This is a genomic window from Phocaeicola sp. HCN-40430 (assembly GCF_037890285.1).
Taxonomy (GTDB): domain Bacteria; phylum Bacteroidota; class Bacteroidia; order Bacteroidales; family Bacteroidaceae; genus Phocaeicola; species Phocaeicola acetigenes.
This window is the reverse complement of record NZ_JBBKBS010000009.1, coordinates 89,151-107,453: the sequence shown is the minus strand read 5'-3', so window position 1 is coordinate 107,453 and position 18,303 is coordinate 89,151. Positions and strand designations below refer to the sequence as shown.

Below are 18,303 nucleotides of genomic sequence, written 5' to 3'. Positions count from 1 at the left end.
TCGTTAGTTAATTATTCGAGATTTCTTATTTTTATATTTTCCCCAGATGCTGCCTTCAATTCCAATAAGGCAACTTTCGACAATTTGGGGACTTCTATCATTAATTCTGTCGGCACATTTGGCACAATCAGTGCTTTAACTGCGTAGGTACTTGTATCGGAACCCAACTTAATCCGCTCTATTTTTGCCTGTTCACCGTTTTCGTTTACGATGCACTGATTTAAAGCATATAGGCGGAGCGATACATCGTCATTGTTTACATTGATGATTTTACAATGTACTCTCGATTTGCTTCCCATGACAGAAAGGTGTGAGAATTCTACGAAAACTCCATCAAACCATTCCCATCGTGCAGGCTCCGGCTTTGCAGGCTTTGGTTCAACCTTAGGGGGATTGTTTTCCTGTACAGGAGGTGTGCTCGGTTGTGAGGGGAGTGGAGACACCTCCGGAACCTCTACGCTGATAACAGGCGAAGAGGGCTGAGGCTTTGGATTTTCCGGGAGATAATCTCTTACGGGTATCTCTCCACTTGTATCTATCTTCAATGACTTCAGCTGGGCAGGCAATCCTTTCTTCAACCGCTTTAGAAGTTCGCGTGCAACCATCGCTTTTGCCTGTGCCAGCGATTTGTTTTCGGGAACCAATGTCCGTACATCATTCAACGAATAATTCAGCAGAGTAGCATTGGTACGGTTGTCCAATATGCTGACAGATAATGTAGAGAAATATTCAACCATATTGTACAATTCGCCGGGAACCAAAGCTCCTTTCTTCAGATTGTTCTCCAGTGTTACTATAGCATCGGCCTGTCCAGGTGCTTCTACTATATCGAAATAGTTATTAGTCAGCATGCTTTTAACGCTTGTAGCCAGGCTGCGCAATTCATCATTACGGGTCTGAATGTAGGCGGTCAGTCTCTTTTGTTCGAGATTGACAGTCAAAGTAGCCTCCGGCATCATTGCCAAAGCCTTTTTGAATAAGACAGAATATTTGCCTTGAGTCAGTATCTTAAATGCATCCATTGCCAATGATACACGTACTTCCTGTTGTGCCTGCTTTGATGTAATGTTTCTGATATAGAACTTGGAAGTTCCATATTCATCTGTCGGTGCAGGTAAAGAAACATCACCTTCGTCCGACAAGAACTTTGCCTGAAGTACGATGTTCTTTAAAGGTCTGTTGTTTCGCAATACACGAACTTCAATCGGGTTCTCTATTCCCTGAAATGCTTTCCCGTTGATGGTAGCCGGAGAAACTGACAAAGTAACCCCGTTGAACGCACCGATCAAGGAAGCATACACTTCTGTTCCCAAATTGATGGTGTTTCCGCTGTACGAACATCCCAGTTCCATGTGGATGACAGGCTGAATCGCTTCCCATGCTTTGATTAGCAAGTCGATACCCGACATGATGTCTCCCTGTTCGATCATGGAGTTACCACGATACCAGAAAGCAAATCCGTCTTTCACCGCCTTTTGGCGTCGGGCTTCCATGTATTCTTCATAATCGAAGCGGTTCAGTTCGTAATAAACCCAATATTCGTTGCCGTTTTCCCAAGAATCTACCATACGATACTTCTCGATATTGGCCTGGACAGCAGAACGAATAGTTTCTGCATAAAGTTCTTTTATTGTGCCGTTGTCTTCGATTGTGTTTAACAGCGACGTAGAAGAAATCTGTATGCTGATCTCGGATGCCAAGTCGGCCAACGCTCTTTCCTTTGCCTTGCTGATATAACCCTTTTCAGAAGTTTTTGCCATACCAACCCCTGCGTAACCAAACTCATTGACAGGATGTTGTCTTACCCAGGAGGGAGCATTCTGTGCATGAGCAAGCAGGCCGATAAATCCTAAAACAAGCAGTAAGTATTTTAGTTTCATACTTTAAAATTTAATCGATTGTAACGTAAATCGTATTACCGTCAATTCGGATTTCACAAGAGATACCCTGTTCTTCCAGGAAGAATGCCAGGTTGTCTGCATACGTAGAAGCATCCAGCAGAAGTCCGTCTGAATCGTGTGTAGGAATCTGTATCGTATCGAAAATCAGGCTTTCTGCTACAGATCCCTGAATATGATAACGTCCGCCTTGTGAGGTTTTACGTACCCAGTTACGGATCAGCGAAGCGATACTTACATTGCTGCCTCCTACACGGTCGTTCAAGGTATTGATAGACGAATCCGACAAACCAACACGCAATGCTACCGTATTACCCTTGGTCAGCTTTTTGGCAAACTCTATGGAAATGTCTTTCAGGAAGCCGGACAACACATCTTGTGTTGCATAGGCGCACAAGCGGTCGAGCTCTGTGGTTTTGAAACGGTTGGTCCATCCGGAGCGGGAAGCCAATGTACGTCCGGTAGAAGTTTCGCGTGCAGACATAATCAGTGAAACTCTGCTGCCCGAAGGCGAAATATCTTTCTTTATGTCTACAATGACGTATACATCTGCTCCTGAATTGTTCAACAACTGACGGTCGTTCGAATCAGCATTGTTTGCTTCCCAGTCTAAAGACCGTTGTGCCATATCGGCCCGGGTTTCTACGCTGATGGTATTTACATGAAGCTGTTTGAATCCATTGTCTACCGCACTTACCGCCATACGCAAATCGAAGTCGGTGCTTAGTATTTTAGCGTACGACATATTGGTGTTCCGCTTGTAAGGAACTACCATGATGGTAGGCAAAGGAATCTCTTCCTGTGTTTCTTCCATTGTTCTGTTTTCCAACGGATTCTCCATCACCCTGTTTCGTACCATATCTTTGATGAGTGCATCAATAAGTACTTCCGCGGTTACTCTTCCTTTGTATAGGCCAGAAGACAGTTTTTCCGGTTTACCTTCTTCGGTACTGTTTCTGATGAAAAGCTGGTAACGGGATTTGAAGAACTGGTCTATATAATACGAATTCTCCTTTTCCAGGAAAGGCTTTCCATTGTTTATCCCGTCTACTCCATTTATAAACAAGGCGTTGAATATTGATTTTAAGGCATTATCGTATACCTCTTTTTTCTTTTCCGCCAGCCCCGAAGCATTTATTTTGGCAACGTTTCCATCGTTGTTGATACAAGAAACATCATTGGAGTATATTTCCTGTGCGGATAAACTGAACATGCCGGATAACAGCATGCAAAAAAATGCCAGATATCTCATTATGAATTAATTATTTTTATAATATGACTGAAAGTAGATTAGAATTCCCAAAATTCTTTTGCTCTGGAAACAACGATCAGTTTTGTTCCTTCTTGAATTTTCTCAAAGATTTCCTCATCTCCTTTGGTTACTTTGCACAACGAACGGTTAGGGCTTAGTACTTCTTTCACGTTCAATTGTCCAATTTCTACTTTCGAAATTTCTCCAGCAATATCCATTTCAGCAAAAACAGTGAGTCTTTGACCCTTCATAATACCTTTTGCTGTTCCTAAATCGATGAACACGGTTTTAGCTTTTTTCTTTTTTACCTCTTCTACCTGTACAATTGTACCTTCCATTTTAAAGTGCTCATCTACAAAATCCTCCATACTGTATTTAACATAGTCTAATGTCTCAAGGATGGCTTTTTCCTTAGTATCTCCAGTTCCTCCGGTCAGCCCTTCATGACTAAAGGTTTTGGTTCCTTTCAATGTTCCGTTTGATGGGTCTACGACTTTCAATGTATAAGAAACACTTCCTTTGTAATAGATTTTACCATCACTGTCTTTTTTCTGTGTAGCTGTCATGGATGCAATCTGACCTTGAATCAAATATTTGGCTCCCAAGGTCGTCATTTCTTCACTTCTTGCAGTAACATCTCCCATGGCAGATTCCTGCTGTCTGCGTAATGCTTCTTTCTTCAATGCTTCATCAGAATCTACGTCAATCAGAATAATACGTTTCATCTCATGAATACCTTCAATCACTTTGCTGCGTAAAGCTTCTGCCATTGTTTTTGAGATATTGCTGGAATGGGAAAAATAGTCAATATACACTTTTTCTTTTCCTTCTTCTGCATTTTGTGCGTACGTATACGATGCGATAATTCCCAAAACGATGAACAACAAAATTCTTTTCATATGCTTTTCCTTTTTAAAATTATTTTGAAAAATCATCTTCAGAAGAAACATAAAATAAATATTCTTATGTTCCTTTGTATAAAATTTACTATTATTATGAAGCGAAGTAAACAAAAAAACATACATGCACATTTCGGAAACAAGGTTGTTTTGCTATTTTAAAAACCTTGTGTAGGGAGAATAATGCTTTGATGTTATTTATATTTAGGAATACATACAATGATTAATAGAGGGTTGGGCTGAAAGAGGGAATTGGAAAATTGAAATGAATTGATATTTCCGGCGGTAATATAGGATATATATGCGAAACTGAAGAGTTTGTTTTTCTGATACTGCAGAGGAGGAATCTGAAAAGCAGCCCCCGACCATTGTAAAGTTCATGGTCGGGGGCTGCTTTATATAATAAGAATAAATTTTACCGGGGTATAACCTGTTTACAGATTGTATTATGCTTTTTGGTTTGCTGTTTACACCGGGAACTGTATATGCAATATCGTTCCTTTTCCGGGTTGGGATTCTATTTGGATAGTACCTTGAAGCTGGTGGATACGTTCTTTTATGCTTCGGAGTCCTAATCCGGATTCCAGTTCATTTTCCTCTACCAGAGTGACGTTAAAGCCTACTCCGTCGTCTTCGAAAATAATTTCAATTTGTCCGTCTTGCCGGCTGGTGGTAAGATACATGTGTTGTGCATGTGCATGCTTGATGGTATTGGAAACAGCTTCCTGTATGATGCGGTATACTTCCAGAATCTTTTCGGGAAGAAGAATGACATTTTTTACTTCCGGTGAAATATAGGAACTTATTTGAGGACTTCCCAATAAATTCAGTTTCTCGGTATATAGCAAAAGCATATCGTACAAGCTGATGTGCTCAAATTGAGGTGTAGACAACTGATGGGAAAGGTTACGTACATTTTTGCGTATTTGAGTAAGCTGTTCTGACAGTTGCTTCTGTTCGGATTGGTTTATCTGCATGTGAATAGAAAGAAGTTCATTGCAGATTCCGTCGTGCAACTCCTTGGATATACGGTTGTTGCTGTCTTCCAATCCCTTGAGGTATTGTTCTGTCATTTTTTTACTCATTTCACTGGCCAAAAGTCGGCTCTTGGCTTCCTTCTCTTTGATTTCTCCTTCGAGTTCCATCTGCTTCAGGCGGAAAGCAATCTTGCGTTTGCGCATGTGAATCATCAGGATAGCCGACAATAGCAGGACAAGTACCAATATACCGGCAATGGTATAGGTACGTATCTGATAACCGGTTTTTTCGATGGCTCTTTTCTCGTTTAGGCGGCTTATCTCAAGATCTTTCTCCTGTGTCTCCAGTTCTGCCTGAAATCCGGCAAGCCTTTTGTGATATTTGTCTTTTTGTCGGGCAATTTCCTTTTCATAGGCTTCTTTAGCCAATGAGGCAGATGTGGAAAGATTGTTCCGCTGTGCCTCTATCTCCGACAGAAGCAGCAGTGATTTGGAAAACAGTATATTGAGAGAGTCGGCTGTCCGGTAGAAGTCTGTTGCACTGGCAGCATAGCGGTAGGCTTGTATCAGTGAGTCTGTATTGTGGAAAAGGATGTAGCCGTACAGATAGTCGAAGTTGGCTTTGTTTTGGGGATTTTGGGGCAGGTCGCGATATCGCAGAGCCTTCCGGCAATACTGGAGGCTTTCGGCGATGCGTCCCGTCTCCTGAAGAGCTTTTATATGGTGGGTATAAAGATAAAACCGAATGCTTGCCGGAGAGTTTTCGCGCAGACAGGCTTCGGCTATCCGGAAGGTGTCGAGTGCAGCCTGGTAATAATGAGTGTTGCTCAGAAAGATACCGTGATTGCACAGACGTCCGAGGTAGTTGGTATGAGTCTTCATGGAGAGGGTATCAAGAGGATACGAAAACTGTTTGCGGGAGATGATAATGGCTTTGTCATTTTCATCCATGTCATTGTATAATGTGGACATGTTGGAAATGATGATGGAAGCAAGGTTGTAGTTTTGCTGGTTTTCTGCAATCTTCAATGTCTTCTGGTAAGAAGCAATGGCTTTGTCAAGCATAAAGAGGCGGCGGTAGATGACTCCTGACAGATTGTAGGCTTCCGACATCAGCGAAGAGTCGTTGAGTGCGACGGATTGTTCGATGGCTTGGTCGGCTGTTTCTTTGGCTTCCTTTATCTTGTTGTCCAGCCACAAGCCGTATGCCAGTTCGTAGGTCGCCATTGCTTCCAGCTCTTGTATTCTTTTCAGTGTTTTCGCATCGCGGATGGTTTCTCTCATCTTGGTAATTTCCTTCCGTATCTGTGCTATCAGCAGACGGGATTGGGGGAATTTATTTTGCGCATCAAGGTAGATGGCATACGTTACGTCCACATCCAGCGCTTCTACGGGATGGGTGTCGTAATCGATTTGTGTATGGGCAAGAGTATAGATGGAGTCTACCTTGGCGTATTCTCCGTTGTTGGCGTACGCGTCCATTTGTTTCACAAAATCCTGTGATATAGCCTGTGTGATACCTGTGCAAAAAAGCAGGATCAGTAATAAAATGTTTTTCATACTGTAATCCATCCTTTAATAAAAGCCATTCGCATGAGATGAGAAACATTGATGGCTCCGCTTTTCAATAATATGTTTTTACGCATCGTGTCGATGGTGTTTTTACTCAAATTCAATTCCTGTGCAATTTCATCGGAAGTCAGTCCGCGAGAGAGCATGTTGATGATTTCGTTTTCACGCGGGCTGGGGGTATAGCTGACCGAGTCGGCCGCAGAATGGTCTCCCAAAATGGAAAGTACCACATTGAGGGCAGAAGACGAATAGAACTTCTTTTGCTCCTCCAGTATCGAAGCTATCGCTTTACTTATTTCTTCTGTCTTGTCACTTTTGATGACGATACCCGATACTTCTCCTTTTATAAGAAGCTTGATAATCCAAAACTCCGTATGCATGGTATATACAATGACCGGAATGTGTATCTCTTTTTTTCTGAGGTAGGCCAATACATCCAACGCTGTCTTGTCGTGGAGCTCATAGTCCAGAATCAGAAGATCGGGGATGGTGTGAGTAATGTATTGGTAAAGTTCCGAATAATGATGCCCGGTGGTGATGCAATATTTCTTTTCTGTTGCAAGCAACTGTGCCAGTCCTTCGGCTACTACCGGATGATCGTCGAGTATATATAATGTAGGCTGTGTCATGAGCTTGTTTTTTCTTATTTTTACAAAGATGGGTAATTTTGTCAATTTATACAAATTAATGCATATAAACAATTGTAGTCTTTGAAGAAACTGAAATAAAGATTTGAACTTGAAGTGCACCCAAAAAGATTTTGGAAAAAACTCTTGAATTCTTGTATCAAATAATTAGGATATGTAAAACGAATCTTTTATTTTTGTTCAGCTATAAAAAATGAATACATATTAACTTAAAACATAAAATCATGGAAAATGAAGAATTGATTAAACAGTGTGCGGAAAAAGCACAGAAATGGCTGACACCTGCTTACGATGCCGAAACACAGGCTGAGGTAAAGCGCATGCTGGAAAATCCGGACAAAACAGATTTGATTGAAGCTTTTTATAAAGATTTGGAATTTGGTACTGGTGGTTTGCGTGGTATCATGGGTGTAGGCTCAAACCGTATGAACATCTATACAGTAGGTGCTGCCACTCAGGGCTTGTCTAACTATCTGAACAAATGTTTTGAAGGAAAGAAGGATATTTCTGTAGTTGTAGGTCACGACTGCCGTAACAACAGCCGTCTGTTTGCCGAAATCTCTGCAAATATCTTCTCTGCCAATGGCATTAAAGTATATTTGTTCGAAGATATGCGTCCTACTCCGGAAATGTCGTTCGCTATCCGTCACCTGGGATGCCAGAGCGGTATTATCCTGACTGCTTCTCACAACCCGAAAGAATACAACGGATACAAGGCATACTGGGACGATGGTGCACAGGTATTGGCTCCACACGATAAAGGTATCATCGAAGAAGTAAACAAGATTTCTTCGGCTTCTGAAATTAAGTTTGAAGGAAACAAGGAACTGATTCAGGTAATCGGTAAGGAAATTGATGACGAATACTTGCGTCAGGTACATACTATCTCTATCGATCCGGAAGTAATCAAACGCCAGAAAGATCTGAAGATTGTGTACACTCCGATCCACGGTACAGGTATGATGCTGATTCCGCAGTCATTGAAATTGTGGGGATTCGAAAATGTACACTGCGTACCCGAACAGATGGTGAAGAGCGGCGATTTCCCGACAGTAGTTTCTCCGAACCCGGAAAATGCAGAAGCGTTGTCAATGGCTATCGACCTGGCTAAAAAACTGGATGCAGATATCGTAATGGCTTCAGACCCGGATGCAGACCGTGTAGGTATGGCTTGCAAGGACAGCAAGGGAGAATGGGTATTGGTAAATGGTAACCAGACTTGCTTGATTTTCTTGTATTACATTATCAAGAACCGCATTGCAATGGGTAAGATGAAAGGCAACGAATTTGTTGTGAAGACCATTGTAACTACAGAATTGATCAAGGCAGTAGCCGACAAGAATAATATTGAAATGATGGACTGCTACACAGGTTTCAAATGGATTGCACGCGAAATCCGTCTGAACGAAGGTGTAAAACAGTACATCGGTGGTGGAGAAGAAAGCTACGGCTTCCTGGCAGAAGACTTCGTGCGTGATAAAGACGCTGTTTCTGCTTGTTCATTGCTGGCAGAAATCTGCGCATGGGCAAAAGACCAGGGCAAGACATTGTATGATATCTTGATGGAAATCTATGTAGAATACGGATTCTCTAAAGAAGTAACTGTCAATGTAGTAAAACCTGGTAAGAGCGGTGCAGACGAAATCAAGGCCATGATGGATAACTTCCGTGCTTGTCCGCCGAAAGAATTGGGTGGCTCGAAAGTGGTTTTGGTAAAAGACTACAAGTCATTGAAGGCTACTGATGCAGAAGGCAATGTAACCGACTTGCAGATGCCGGAAACATCAAATGTACTTCAGTTCTTTACAGAAGACGGTACAAAAGTTTCTGTACGTCCGTCGGGTACAGAACCGAAGATTAAGTTCTATATGGAAATTAAGGGTGAAATGCAGTGCCCGAAATGCTATGCCGGAGCTGATGCTGATGCTACAGAAAAAGTAGAAGCAGTGAAGAAATCATTAGGCATTTGATAAAAAGACTATGTAGATTTTTTTTCATAGTAAAAATTTAAGGTTAGGAAAGCTGTGCCACGTGAGTGGCGCAGTTTTTTTTTGTGTATAATGTTCTGTTCTTGTTCCCTGCCATAGGAAAATGAATATGATACAGGTCGTGTACAATAATCAGCGGTGTCGGCTGTGTATTCGGCGCAGTCGGCCGTAAAGACGACGGTGTCATTTTTATATCCGACGACGTCGGACGGAGTATTTCCCTGTCAGAAGAAAGTGTGTATACAGATTTAAGGTTGGATGAACCGGAATACCGTTTCCGAAATGTCTGCAATAATTTGTGCGTTTGTCTGGTCTGTTTCAGAAGAGTTGCAGACAAATACAGCCAATGTGTAGTAAGTACCGTCAGGCAGCAATATGAATCCTACATCGTTGCATCCAATCATTTCTCCTTTTTCATTCCGGTCTCCGGTTCCTGTTTTATGCCCTGTGCGTATCGATGTACCGGAAAAAGGCTTTGGGATACGGTCTTTCCCCGTTTCGCAAGTCAGCATGGTCTCCTTGATGAAATCCTGATTGGTTAAAGTAAAAAGCTGGCATTCTATAAGCTTATTGGCCAGACAAGCCGCAGCAAGAGGAGAAGTCCAGTTTTGGTAACAAAGGTTCAAGTCGCGGTGCATATCCTCTTCGGTTGCACAAATCCGGAAGTCATTAATCCCCAGTGAACGGATATACCGGTCGGTTGCTTCAGTTCCTCCTGTATATTCGAACAGGATATCACAGGCATTGTTGTCACTCAGTTGTAGTGTATAAGTCAGCAGTTCTCTGATTGGGAGGCTGATATTGCCTTGCGGATACTTGTCGCGCAAGGGACTGTAGGTATTGGGATGCAATTGCTCTTTACGGATATAGACCGGTGTGTCGAGCGAAAGCCCCTGCTTCTCAATATAGTTGATTACGGCCAATGCCTGATGCAGTTTGAATACACTCATCATGGGGTATTGTACATCGTTGTTTACGGTCAGAGTATCCTGTCCGTTGATGATAACAGCCACTCCGACCTGTGCTTTTTTACTTTTGATAAGTTGGCGGATTTGCTGTTGCAGTCTGCTCTGTTGTGCCTGTAAGCCGGAAAGACACAAGATTGTGCTGAATAAAAGGAAGAATATGCGCATTATTTATTTTTTTATATATTTGTTTTGGCAAAGGTATATTTATTTACTCTAATAAAGTGCTGTTTCACTTTCATATAGAGTGGATTGGATAAAATTTTTTTGAATAAAGTTTTCCAAAGTATAGATTTTTTGTCGTTTTTATATTGAAAATACTTGAATTTTATCTTGCCGGTAGGTTCGTATTTTCAAAAATTTTATCTTTGTATAACATAATAGACATATTTATGGAAGAGTATATTTTAACCGTTTCGATGACTGCTGAATCCCTTTATCGGGTATTTGAAGATGCTGTACGTATGGCTTGTGCCGGATATTATACGCCGGATCAAATTGATGCATGGGTAGAGAGAGCCGATTTACAACACTGGGAATCTCTTTTGGAATCCGGTTTGCATTTTATAGCAGCCAGACATATTTTGTCGGACGAAATCGTAGGCTTCATTTCGGTAGATTCTAATGGTTATCTGCATGACTTGTTTGTTGACCCTTTACACCAGTGTAGAGGAGTGGGAAGCCTTTTGCTGTATACAGCCGAAAAATTTGTCGTAGAATGTAAGTCTATTATGTTGGATGCCGAAGTAAGTCTTCCGGCTCGCCGGTTTTTTGAGAAACGGGGATTCCATGTACTGTGTACTCAAGAGGTAGATGTATTGGGAATAAGACTTGATAATTTTGTAATGCAAAAGTCCTTGGTCCTTCAGGGAAATGCTGAAAGCTATGACGAATTGTTGAGGCTTTGGGAAGTTGCCGTACGGCATACTCACCGTTTTTTGAATGAAGGGGATATTCTGTTCTATAAGTCAGAGATAATGAATCATTATTTCCCGATTCTTTCTTTATACATTATATATAATAGATTGGGCAATGCCATTGCTTTTATGGGACTGTCTGATGAAAAGATTGAAATGCTTTTTGTACACCCCGACGAACTCCACAAAGGATATGGCAGCATTTTGATTGATTATGCGGTACGCGAGAAAAATATATATCGTGTAGATGTAAACGAACAAAACCGGGAGGCTTTGGCTTTTTATTTGCATAAAGGATTCCGGATTGTGGGACGGGGCGAGGAAGATGATTTCGGTAAACCTTATCCTGTTTTATATTTAAGCGCGGAAAGATAACAGAAATGTTATATGATGTGCAGCGGGAGTAAATTTTCTATAGTTGTTTTAGAATGGATAATTTTCAAGGAATAGTATTAGGCAAGCAGAAAGACATGGAAAAGGAATTTCAGTCTTTTTTTATTCGTAACTTTCCGAAAGTGAAGAATTTTGCTAAAATGCTGTTGAAGTCTGAAGAGGATGCAGAAGATGTATCCCAAGATATCTTTCTGAAACTGTGGATGCAGCCGGAAATATGGCAGGGGAAAGAGGAGGCAGACAGCTATATTTATTCCATGACGAAGAATCTGATTCTGGACCGTTTTAAACATATCAGTGTGGAGCGGGAATATCTGAATATAGTAGTCCCCGATACCTTGCTTTCCGAACTGATGGGGGAGGATTATGTCCTCGAACAAATGTATTATAAGGACATCCAGTTGCTGGTACGCCTTACTTTGGAGCATTTGCCGGAGAAGCGGGTGCAGATTTTCAAGATGAGCCGTTTTATGCATTTGTCGAATAAAGAAATAGCGGAACGCCTTGATTTATCGGTCCGTACGGTGGAACATCAAATCTATTTAGTTCTTGCAGAATTGAAAAAAGCAATTTTTTTATATTTTTTCTTGAGTTTATTTAAGTAGTTGGTCTCGGTTATTCGTCTTATAAGTGAAAAGCACTTAAAATAACTGTTTAAATGAAAAATTGTATAAGACGAATTGTAGAGACCTTTGTCCGGAATGACTATTCGGAACAGACCAAGAAAGAGGTTTGGAAGTGGTTTGCGGACGAAGAGCATGCAGAGGAAAAAGAGCAGGCTTTACATATGTTATGGGAAAAAGCCGGCATGGAGAGTGCTCCTGCAAACATGAACGATTCGCTGAAAAAGATGAAGCAAAATATAGGGTTTCAAACGGAGACTCGCCGTAAGAAGCTCCTTCCTTCCTGGATTTGGCAGGCTGCTGCAGTTTTCTTTTTTGCCGTATCAACCGTGTCTATCACCTTGATGATTTATTTTAGTCGGATAGAAGATGTAGATCTGATAGAAAACTACACTCCGGTAGCTGATTTGCGTCAGGTGACCTTGCCCGATGGCACTGAGGTTATTCTGAACTCAAAGACTACCTTGCTGTATCCGGCTCAGTTTAAAGGAGACACAAGAAGTGTGTATTTGATAGGGGAGGCAGACTTCAAAGTAAAACCGGACAAAGAACATCCGTTTATTGTCAAGTCGAACGGTTTTCAGGTTACAGCATTGGGAACAGAATTTAATGTAGAAGCATATGCCGATGACGATTGCCTGACTGCTACCTTGCTGTCGGGAAGTGTACAGGTCGATTTTAATAATTTGCAGTCGCAGGTTATTCTGAAACCCCATGAACAACTTGTTTTCAACCGTAGCACCAAAGAACATCAGGTACATTGTCCCGATATGGAAGAGGTAACAGCATGGCAACGGGGAGAATTGATTTTCAGTGAAATGTCATTGGAAGACATTATCACCCGTTTGGAACACAAATACCCATATACCTTTGTATATAGTCTTCACAGCTTGAAGAAAGACCGGTATACATTCCGTTTCCCGGCCAAGACAACTTTACCTCAGGTAATGGATATTATAACACGGGTTGTGGGAGATATGGAATATCAGATAAAGGAGAACAAGTGTTATTTGATACAAAAAAAGAGATGACTTAAATATTAACCTTTAAAAACAAGAAAAACACGCCTATGATAAAAAGTATCCGGGAAGAGGCCCCAATTCTTCCCGGATATGAAATCTACATTCTTAAAGAATTAGCGTTTACTTATTTCTACGCTATGCAACGGTAAAATGAAGTAATAATCAATTAACTAATACTTAAGAAATGCCAACAAAAATACAAAATATAATGAATAAGCAGACAAGAAATAAGGTTCTTTCATTATTTTTATGTTTGCTTCTTGCTCCGGGTGCTACTTTTGCACAGCAGGACAAAAAAATTACTATTCAGAAGCAGAATATTTCTGTAATAGAAGCCTTGAAACAAGTAGGAAAACAGACTGGAATGTCTGTAGGTTACAACAATTCTCAGTTGAAGGGAAAAGAGAAAACCAATTTGAGTTTGCAGAATGTAGCCTTGGAACAGGCACTGGAAACTATTCTGAAAGGAACAAACTATACTTATCAGATTAACGGTCAGTATATTCTGATTGTAGAAAAAGCACAGAACTCAAACGCAAAACTTCAGAAAGTATCTGGTACTGTTGTAGATGCAAACGGTGATCCTCTTATCGGTGTAGCTATTCAGATAAAAGGTACTACTACCGGAACCATTACAGGTATTGATGGTGATTTTGCATTGGATGCACGCAAAGGTGATGTACTTGTAGTTTCTTACATCGGTTATGCTACTCAGAATATTACTGTGGACAAACCTTCTTTGGCTATCCGCATGAAAGAAGATACAGAGGTGCTGGATGAAGTCGTTGTAACAGCATTGGGTATTAAGAAAGAAGCAAAATCTTTGTCTTACAACGTACAACAGGTAAACAATAGCGAAATTACCCGTATCGCAGATGCCAACTTCGTAAACAACTTGAACGGTAAGATTGCCGGTGTAACCATTAACTCTTCTTCTTCGGGTGTAGGTGGTTCTTCACGTGTGGTAATGCGTGGTGCCAAGTCTTTGAATGGTAACAACAACGCATTGTATGTAGTCGACGGTATTCCAATGTTGGATATGTCTGCAGCTAACGGCCAGCCTTCGGATGCTTACGAAGGAGCCGGACTTTCCGGAGACCCTATCTCTGGTATCAATCCGGAAGATATCGAATCAATCTCTGTATTGAGCGGACCTTCGGCTGCTGCTCTTTATGGTAGTGCTGCCGCAAACGGTGTAGTAATGGTAACTACCAAGAAGGGTAAAGAAGGACGTACATCAGTAACTATTTCTAACAATACTACCTTCTCTTCTCCTTTGGTTCTCCCGGAATTCCAGAACACATACGGACAGAGCGAAACTGGTAGTTTCTATAGCTGGGGAACAAAACTGAAAACTCCGAGCAGTTATGATCCGAGTGATTTCTTCCAGACTGGTGTCAATGTAACAAACTCTGCCAGCCTGTCTACCGGTACTGCAAAGAACCAGACTTATGTTTCTTTGGGTACAACAAATGCCAACGGTATTATTCATAATAACGATTATGAACGTTACAATGCAACTGTTCGTAACGTAAGCAAGATGCTGAAAGACAAATTGACTCTTGATTTGAGCTTTATGATGAGTGAAATCAAGGAACAGAACATGACCGCTCAAGGTTTGTACTTCAACCCGTTGGTTCCGCTTTATCTGTTCCCTGCAGGTGATGATTTTTCTAAGATTCAGGCTTATCAGCGCTATGATGTAGAACGTAACTTGCTGACTCAGTACTGGCCATACAGTGACGGTCTGTCTTTGCAGAACCCGTACTGGATTACCGAACATATCACAATGCCTAATAACAAGCATCGTTATATGGCTACTGCATCATTGAAGTACGATTTTGCTAAGTGGATTAACGTAAGCGCTCGTGTAAAAATGGACCGCAACAATGAAACTCACGAACGTATGTACGATGCGGGTACCAATACGTTGTTTGCCTCTAAATATGGTTTCTATTCTAAGAGCAACATCGAAGGAAAGCAGGTTTATGGTGAATTGTTGGTAAATATCAATAAGTATTTCGCTGATAATACATTGAACTTGACTGCCAACATCGGTGCCAACTTCGAAGATAACAAGTATCAGTCTGACTATTTTGGTGGTAAACTGAAATCAGTAGCCAACTTGTTTACTTTCGGTAACGTAGATACAACTGAAAAGAATCTTGCCAACCAGTATGGATACAACATTAAGAAACGTGCCGTATTTGGTAGTGCACAGTTGGGATATAAGTCAATGGCTTATTTGGATGTAACAGCCCGTAACGACTGGTCTTCTACCTTTAAAGGTACAGCTACCAATTCATTCTTCTATCCATCTGTCGGTTTGTCTGGTATCTTTACCGATATCTTTAAATGCAGTACCGATATCATGCCGTATATGAAGGCACGTATTTCATACTCTGAAGTAGGTAACTCTCCTGACGTATTCCTGGCTATTCCGACTTATGCTTTGGTAGACGGAACTCCGGTTACCCAGTCTCGCCGACCGAATGCAAACCTGAAACCGGAACGTACCAAATCATGGGAACTTGGTTTCAACTTTGTATTCTTTAAAAACAAATTGAAATTGGATGCTACTTTGTATCAGTCTCGTACTTACAACCAGTTCTTTGAACGTACTTTGTCTTCTACAACAGGATACAAATCGGAAGTAGTAAACGGTGGTCGTGTTGATAACAAGGGTATTGAAGTTTCTTTGCGTTACGATGATCAGTGGGGTGACTTCGGATGGAGCTCATATTTGAACTACTCTCTGAACAAGAATAAAGTGGTAGAATTGCTTCGCGACTACGAAGATCCGTTCACTCATGAAAAGACTTCATTGAACTGGATTGATATGGGTGGTACAAGTATGTACAAGATGATTCTGACTGAAGGTGGTTCTATCGGTGATATCTATGTCAATACATTGCGCACAGACGAACACGGAGCTATTTATGTACACCCGGTAGATCAGGTAGTTGTTCCTGAATACGATAACTTTGTGAAGGCTGGTAACAGTGCTCCTAAGTACAACTTGAGCTGGGGTAACACCTTCTCTTACAAAGGCTTGTCTCTCGGATTCCTGTTGACTGCACGTGTAGGTGGTATTGTTGTTTCTCAGACTCAGGCAGTGATGGATTCATACGGTGTATCTCAGGCTTCTGCAGATGCTCGTGATATGGGTGGAGCAATTGTAAACGGTCGTCCTATCGATGCACAGAAATATTATACTACTGTAGGTGGTGCCGGTAATACTGGTGGTATTGGTTCTATGTATGTATACAGTGCAACCAATGTCCGTTTGGGTGAACTTTCATTGGGCTATGATGTTCCAATCAACAAGTATGTAAGTTGGATTCAGGGACTGAACGTATCATTCATTGGTAAGAACTTGTTCTTCCTGTATAGAAAAGCACCTTTCGATCCGGAACTGACTGCAAGTACTGGAACTTATTTCCAGGGAATCGACATGTTTATGTCGCCAAGCTTGCGTAACCTGGGATTCTCTGTGAAAGTACAATTCTAATCAACCTTAAAACTATAGAACATATGATTTCTAACAATATAAAATCTTGGAGAAAATTCTCTTTATTGGGATTGTCTTTGGCTTTGATGAATACATCATGTATTGATTATATGGACAATGTGAATCCCAATGAAGTTACAGAAGAAATGATGGGAGTGGACAACCTGAAAACAGGTGCGTTTTTCTCTCAGATGTTGCGTCGTGTAGTAATTATCAAAGATGGTGAGATGATGGACTCTGACTATCAGATTGCGCAACAATTGTCTCACGACCAATATGCAGGATATATAGCAGCAACTTTGGGTAGTACTGCACACAATGGACAGTATATTTTTCAGGAAAGTTGGGTAAATGCTACTTTCGACTATGCTTTTACTGGAATTATGGCTCCGTGGCAGAATATTCATAAGATTGCTACAGAACAGGGATTAGAGGAAGTCGATGCATTGGCAACAGTGGTAAAAGTTGCTGGTATGCACCGTATTGCAGATACTTTCGGCCCTATTCCTTATGTAAATTATGGAGCATCCAATCAATACGATCCGCTTGATAAGATTTATGAAAAATTCTTCGAAGAATTGGGCTCTGCAATCGAAATCTTAGGAAACTATGTGAGTGGTAACAGTAGTGCAAAATTGATGAGCGACTACGACTATATCTATGGTGGCAGTGTGGCTCAATGGGTAAAATTTGCCAATACATTACGTTTGCGTCTGGCTATGCGTGTAGCTTACGCCAATCCTCAACTGGCTCAGGAACAGGCAGAACTGTCTGTAAACAGCCCTTACGGATTGATTGAAACAAAGGCCGATCGTGCAGAGTTAAATCATGGTCTGTTATCTTACCACCATCCGTTGCAGGAAATTGCCTACAACTTTAATGCAGGTGACTGCCGTCCTTGTGCTTCTATTGTAGCCTATATGGATGGATTGAACGACCCTCGTATCAGTAAATATTTTACACTGACAGGAGATGGTGGATATAACGGAGTACGTATCGGTATCTCTACTTCAAACATGGCTAATTATCAGGGTACAAAAGTTTCTAATCTGAATATGGATGCCAGCACTACTCCGGTAGTATGGATGACTGCTGCTGAATCATTCTTCTTGCGTGCAGAAGGTGCCTTGAGAGGATGGAACATGGGTGGTGATGCTAAGACTTTCTACGAACAGGGTGTACGTGTTTCTTTCGAAGAAAATGAAGCTGGTTCTGCAGACAGTTATTTGGCAGATGATACTTCTACTCCGGAGGCATACGAAGATCAGGTAGGTAGCGACAACTATACATTCAGTACAGAGGTCACTCCGGCATGGGATGAGGCTGACGATTTCGAAGGTAAACTGGAACGTATCATCACCCAGAAGTGGATTGCATTGTATCCAGACGGTCCGGAAGGCTGGAGCGAATACCGTCGTACCGGATATCCGGAACTGATTCCTGTAGTAGTAAACGGAAGTAACGGAACTATTGATACTGAATTGCAGGTACGTCGCTTGCCGTATACTCGTGATGAGAAAATCAACAATGCAGAAGGTGTAGCTAGTGGTATTGCTGCTTTAGGTGGTGCTGACAATGGCGGTACTAAGCTTTGGTGGGACAAACGTGATCGTTAACCGAAAATATAACTCTAAATAAA

Annotated in this window: 12 protein-coding genes; 6 read left to right on the top strand and 6 right to left on the bottom strand. The window is 41.4% G+C overall.

Features of this window, described 5'->3' with window-relative positions; genetic code table 11:
- Positions 1 to 11 precede the first annotated feature (11 nt).
- The 5 genes from WKU26_RS05905 to WKU26_RS05885 form a co-directional block, all read right to left on the bottom strand.
- A complete protein-coding gene (locus tag WKU26_RS05905; protein WP_340321256.1) occupies positions 12 to 1,880 on the bottom strand; it encodes an LPP20 family lipoprotein in 1,869 nt (622 codons plus the stop codon).
- A 10-nt stretch (positions 1,881 to 1,890) separates the two neighbouring features.
- Positions 1,891 to 3,111: a DUF6175 family protein gene (locus tag WKU26_RS05900; RefSeq protein WP_340321255.1), complete on the bottom strand. Its 1,221-nt coding sequence runs from the start codon at positions 3,109 to 3,111 to the stop codon at positions 1,891 to 1,893.
- A gap of 77 nt (positions 3,112 to 3,188) precedes the next feature.
- Positions 3,189 to 4,049 (bottom strand): penicillin-binding protein activator LpoB, encoded by an 861-nt coding sequence (locus tag WKU26_RS05895; protein WP_340321254.1) that lies wholly within the window; start codon positions 4,047 to 4,049, stop codon positions 3,189 to 3,191.
- Positions 4,050 to 4,516: 467 nt separating this feature from the next.
- Positions 4,517 to 6,586 carry a tetratricopeptide repeat-containing sensor histidine kinase gene (locus WKU26_RS05890; protein WP_340321253.1) on the bottom strand — a complete coding sequence of 690 codons (2,070 nt, stop codon included), beginning with the start codon at positions 6,584 to 6,586 and terminating at the stop codon, positions 4,517 to 4,519.
- A complete protein-coding gene (locus WKU26_RS05885; RefSeq protein ID WP_340321252.1) occupies positions 6,583 to 7,227 on the bottom strand; it encodes a response regulator transcription factor in 645 nt (214 codons plus the stop codon). The genes WKU26_RS05890 and WKU26_RS05885 overlap by 4 nt, the downstream gene beginning before the upstream one ends.
- Positions 7,228 to 7,469: 242 nt before the next feature.
- Between WKU26_RS05885 and WKU26_RS05880 the strand changes: the two genes are divergently transcribed.
- Complete coding sequence (locus WKU26_RS05880; RefSeq protein ID WP_178265496.1) at positions 7,470 to 9,215, top strand: phospho-sugar mutase; 1,746 nt, start codon at positions 7,470 to 7,472, stop codon at positions 9,213 to 9,215.
- A gap of 266 nt (positions 9,216 to 9,481) precedes the next feature.
- On the opposite strand, the gene bla is transcribed toward WKU26_RS05880, so the two are convergent.
- Positions 9,482 to 10,366, bottom strand: a complete 885-nt coding sequence (gene bla / locus WKU26_RS05875) for a class A beta-lactamase, subclass A2 (RefSeq protein ID WP_340321250.1) — start codon at positions 10,364 to 10,366, stop codon at positions 9,482 to 9,484.
- Positions 10,367 to 10,590: 224 nt separating this feature from the next.
- On the opposite strand from bla, the gene WKU26_RS05870 reads away from it, so the two are divergent.
- The 5 genes from WKU26_RS05870 (at position 10,591) to WKU26_RS05850 (ending at position 18,280) form a co-directional block, all read left to right on the top strand.
- Positions 10,591 to 11,490 (top strand): GNAT family N-acetyltransferase, encoded by a 900-nt coding sequence (locus WKU26_RS05870; protein ID WP_340321249.1) that lies wholly within the window; start codon positions 10,591 to 10,593, stop codon positions 11,488 to 11,490.
- 53 nt (positions 11,491 to 11,543) lie between these two features.
- Positions 11,544 to 12,113, top strand: coding sequence for an RNA polymerase sigma-70 factor (locus WKU26_RS05865; protein WP_340321248.1), 570 nt, complete (start codon positions 11,544 to 11,546; stop codon positions 12,111 to 12,113).
- Positions 12,114 to 12,166: 53 nt separating this feature from the next.
- A complete protein-coding gene (locus WKU26_RS05860; protein WP_340321247.1) occupies positions 12,167 to 13,162 on the top strand; it encodes a FecR family protein in 996 nt (331 codons plus the stop codon).
- 199 nt (positions 13,163 to 13,361) lie between these two features.
- Complete coding sequence (locus tag WKU26_RS05855; RefSeq protein WP_340321246.1) at positions 13,362 to 16,664, top strand: SusC/RagA family TonB-linked outer membrane protein; 3,303 nt, start codon at positions 13,362 to 13,364, stop codon at positions 16,662 to 16,664.
- 23 nt (positions 16,665 to 16,687) lie between these two features.
- Positions 16,688 to 18,280 carry a SusD/RagB family nutrient-binding outer membrane lipoprotein gene (locus tag WKU26_RS05850; RefSeq protein ID WP_269877600.1) on the top strand — a complete coding sequence of 531 codons (1,593 nt, stop codon included), beginning with the start codon at positions 16,688 to 16,690 and terminating at the stop codon, positions 18,278 to 18,280.
- Positions 18,281 to 18,303 lie beyond the last annotated feature (23 nt).

Excerpts from the sequence above, each read along its gene's own strand:
- WKU26_RS05885 (WP_340321252.1), bottom strand. The coding sequence starts at position 7,227 with ATGACACAGCCTACATTATATATACTCGACGATCATCCGGTAGTAGCC.
- WKU26_RS05895 (WP_340321254.1), bottom strand. The coding sequence starts at position 4,049 with ATGAAAAGAATTTTGTTGTTCATCGTTTTGGGAATTATCGCATCGTAT.
- WKU26_RS05905 (WP_340321256.1), bottom strand. The coding sequence starts at position 1,880 with ATGAAACTAAAATACTTACTGCTTGTTTTAGGATTTATCGGCCTGCTT.
- WKU26_RS05855 (WP_340321246.1), top strand. The coding sequence starts at position 13,362 with ATGAATAAGCAGACAAGAAATAAGGTTCTTTCATTATTTTTATGTTTG.
- WKU26_RS05870 (WP_340321249.1), top strand. The coding sequence starts at position 10,591 with ATGGAAGAGTATATTTTAACCGTTTCGATGACTGCTGAATCCCTTTAT.
- WKU26_RS05850 (WP_269877600.1), top strand. The coding sequence starts at position 16,688 with ATGATTTCTAACAATATAAAATCTTGGAGAAAATTCTCTTTATTGGGA.
- WKU26_RS05900 (WP_340321255.1), bottom strand. The coding sequence starts at position 3,111 with ATGTTCAGTTTATCCGCACAGGAAATATACTCCAATGATGTTTCTTGT.
- WKU26_RS05890 (WP_340321253.1), bottom strand. The coding sequence starts at position 6,586 with ATGAAAAACATTTTATTACTGATCCTGCTTTTTTGCACAGGTATCACA.
- WKU26_RS05865 (WP_340321248.1), top strand. The coding sequence starts at position 11,544 with ATGGATAATTTTCAAGGAATAGTATTAGGCAAGCAGAAAGACATGGAA.
- WKU26_RS05880 (WP_178265496.1), top strand. The coding sequence starts at position 7,470 with ATGGAAAATGAAGAATTGATTAAACAGTGTGCGGAAAAAGCACAGAAA.
- WKU26_RS05860 (WP_340321247.1), top strand. The coding sequence starts at position 12,167 with ATGAAAAATTGTATAAGACGAATTGTAGAGACCTTTGTCCGGAATGAC.
- bla (WP_340321250.1), bottom strand. The coding sequence starts at position 10,366 with ATGCGCATATTCTTCCTTTTATTCAGCACAATCTTGTGTCTTTCCGGC.